The organism is Salmonella sp. 741265116_PST (genome assembly GCF_046567715.1).
GTDB classification, from domain to species: Bacteria; Pseudomonadota; Gammaproteobacteria; order Enterobacterales; family Enterobacteriaceae; genus Salmonella; species Salmonella enterica.
Genome location: NZ_JBKFPH010000067.1, coordinates 1 through 3,454, shown reverse-complemented (window position 1 = coordinate 3,454; position 3,454 = coordinate 1). Strand labels below are relative to the sequence as shown.

The following is a 3,454-nucleotide window of genomic DNA, read 5'->3' as shown; positions in this document are numbered from 1 at the left end:
CTTCTGAGTTCGGCATGGGGTCAGGTGGGACCACCGCGCTAGTGCCGCCAGGCAAATTCTTTTGTGCTCTGTCCTGTGTCTTTTACACTGATACCGCGTTGGCTGCTCTTGCGGGCGTCAGTCACATACTTTTGTATGCTCCTTCCGTCGCTGCGTTTGCCGCCTTGTCTCAGCGTAAAATCTTTCGGACTCTGAATCAGTGCTGAAAATCGTCTCTCATCCGCCAAAACATCTTCGGCGTTGTAAGGTTAAGCCTCACGGTTCATTAGTACCGGTTAGCTCAACGCATCGCTGCGCTTACACACCCGGCCTATCAACGTCGTCGTCTTCAACGTTCCTTCAGGAGACTCTAAGTCTCAGGGAGAACTCATCTCGGGGCAAGTTTCGTGCTTAGATGCTTTCAGCACTTATCTCTTCCGCATTTAGCTACCGGGCAGTGCCATTGGCATGACAACCCGAACACCAGTGATGCGTCCACTCCGGTCCTCTCGTACTAGGAGCAGCCCCCCTCAGTTCTCCAGCGCCCACGGCAGATAGGGACCGAACTGTCTCACGACGTTCTAAACCCAGCTCGCGTACCACTTTAAATGGCGAACAGCCATACCCTTGGGACCTACTTCAGCCCCAGGATGTGATGAGCCGACATCGAGGTGCCAAACACCGCCGTCGATATGAACTCTTGGGCGGTATCAGCCTGTTATCCCCGGAGTACCTTTTATCCGTTGAGCGATGGCCCTTCCATTCAGAACCACCGGATCACTATGACCTGCTTTCGCACCTGCTCGCGCCGTCACGCTCGCAGTCAAGCTGGCTTATGCCATTGCACTAACCTCCTGATGTCCGACCAGGATTAGCCAACCTTCGTGCTCCTCCGTTACTCTTTAGGAGGAGACCGCCCCAGTCAAACTACCCACCAGACACTGTCCGCAACCCGGATTACGGGTCCACGTTAGAACATCAAACATTAAAGGGTGGTATTTCAAGGTCGGCTCCATGCAGACTGGCGTCCACACTTCAAAGCCTCCCACCTATCCTACACATCAAGGCTCAATGTTCAGTGTCAAGCTATAGTAAAGGTTCACGGGGTCTTTCCGTCTTGCCGCGGGTACACTGCATCTTCACAGCGAGTTCAATTTCACTGAGTCTCGGGTGGAGACAGCCTGGCCATCATTACGCCATTCGTGCAGGTCGGAACTTACCCGACAAGGAATTTCGCTACCTTAGGACCGTTATAGTTACGGCCGCCGTTTACCGGGGCTTCGATCAGGAGCTTCGCTTGCGCTGACCCCATCAATTAACCTTCCGGCACCGGGCAGGCGTCACACCGTATACGTCCACTTTCGTGTTTGCACAGTGCTGTGTTTTTAATAAACAGTTGCAGCCAGCTGGTATCTTCGACTGACTTCAGCTCCATGAGTAAATCACTTCACCTACGTGTCAGCGTGCCTTCTCCCGAAGTTACGGCACCATTTTGCCTAGTTCCTTCACCCGAGTTCTCTCAAGCGCCTTGGTATTCTCTACCTGACCACCTGTGTCGGTTTGGGGTACGATTTCGTGTTACCTGATGCTTAGAGGCTTTTCCTGGAAGCAGGGCATTTGTTGCTTCAGCACCGTAGTGCCTCGTCGTCACGCCTCAGTGTTAAAGTGAACCGGATTTACCTGGAACACACACCTACACGCTTAAACCGGGACAACCGTCGCCCGGCCAACATAGCCTTCTCCGTCCCCCCTTCGCAGTAACACCAAGTACGGGAATATTAACCCGTTTCCCATCGACTACGCCTTTCGGCCTCGCCTTAGGGGTCGACTCACCCTGCCCCGATTAACGTTGGACAGGAACCCTTGGTCTTCCGGCGAGCGGGCTTTTCACCCGCTTTATCGTTACTTATGTCAGCATTCGCACTTCTGATACCTCCAGCAACCCTCACAGGCCACCTTCGCAGGCTTACAGAACGCTCCCCTACCCAACGAACGTATCCTTAAACCGACTCGACTTTGTATACGCTTTGACGTCGCTTCGCTCCGTCAATCGTAAGCTTCTGAATCGTTTTAAGTGATACGTTCGCTGCCGCAGCTTCGGTGCATGGTTTAGCCCCGTTACATCTTCCGCGCAGGCCGACTCGACCAGTGAGCTATTACGCTTTCTTTAAATGATGGCTGCTTCTAAGCCAACATCCTGGCTGTCTGGGCCTTCCCACATCGTTTCCCACTTAACCATGACTTTGGGACCTTAGCTGGCGGTCTGGGTTGTTTCCCTCTTCACGACGGACGTTAGCACCCGCCGTGTGTCTCCCGTGATAACATTCTCCAGTATTCGCAGTTTGCATCGGGTTGGTAAGCCGGGATGGCCCCCTAGCCGAAACAGTGCTCTACCCCCGGAGATGAATTCACGAGGCGCTACCTAAATAGCTTTCGGGGAGAACCAGCTATCTCCCGGTTTGATTGGCCTTTCACCCCCAGCCACAGGTCATCCGCTAATTTTTCAACATTAGTCGGTTCGGTCCTCCAGTTAGTGTTACCCAACCTTCAACCTGCCCATGGCTAGATCACCGGGTTTCGGGTCTATACCCTGCAACTTAACGCCCGGTTAAGACTCGGTTTCCCTACGGCTCCCCTATACGGTTAACCTTGCTACAGAATATAAGTCGCTGACCCATTATACAAAAGGTACGCAGTCACCCCACCACTAAGCCCCCTCTGCTTCTTTTGCGGTTGAACGTCGCTTTCGCTCCGTTAACCGTATCCTCAGCAAAGGATGCGTATGTGGAGTTCACCACTGGCTTAGTGGTGGGGCTCCCACTGCTTGTACGTACACGGTTTCAGGTTCTTTTTCACTCCCCTCGCCGGGGTTCTTTTCGCCTTTCCCTCACGGTACTGGTTCACTATCGGTCAGTCAGGAGTATTTAGCCTTGGAGGATGGTCCCCCCATATTCAGACAGGATACCACGTGTCCCGCCCTACTCATCGAGCTCACAGCACATGCGCTTTTGTGTACGGGGCTGTCACCCTGTATCGCGCGCCTTTCCAGACGCTTCCACTAACACACATGCTGATTCAGGCTCTGGGCTCCTCCCCGTTCGCTCGCCGCTACTGGGGGAATCTCGGTTGATTTCTTTTCCTCGGGGTACTTAGATGTTTCAGTTCCCCCGGTTCGCCTCATTAACCTATGGATTCAGTTAATGATAGTGTGACGAGTCACACTGGGTTTCCCCATTCGGGTATCGCCGGTTATAACGGTTCATATCACCTTACCGGCGCTTATCGCAGATTAGCACGCCCTTCATCGCCTCTGACTGCCAGGGCATCCACCGTGTACGCTTAGTCGCTTAACCTCACAACCCGAAGATGTTTCTTACGATTCATCATCGTGCTGCGAAAATTTGAGAGACTCACGAACAACTTTCGTTGTTCTGTGTTTCAATTTTCAGCTTGATCCAGATTTTTAAAGAGCAAA

General features: G+C 52.9%; 1 rRNA gene. It reads right to left on the bottom strand.

Annotation, left to right across the window (positions count from 1 at the left end):
* Positions 1–244 precede the first annotated feature (244 nt).
* A 23S ribosomal RNA gene (locus ACLD11_RS21715) occupies positions 245–3,332 on the bottom strand.
* Positions 3,333–3,454: the final 122 nt, after the last annotated feature.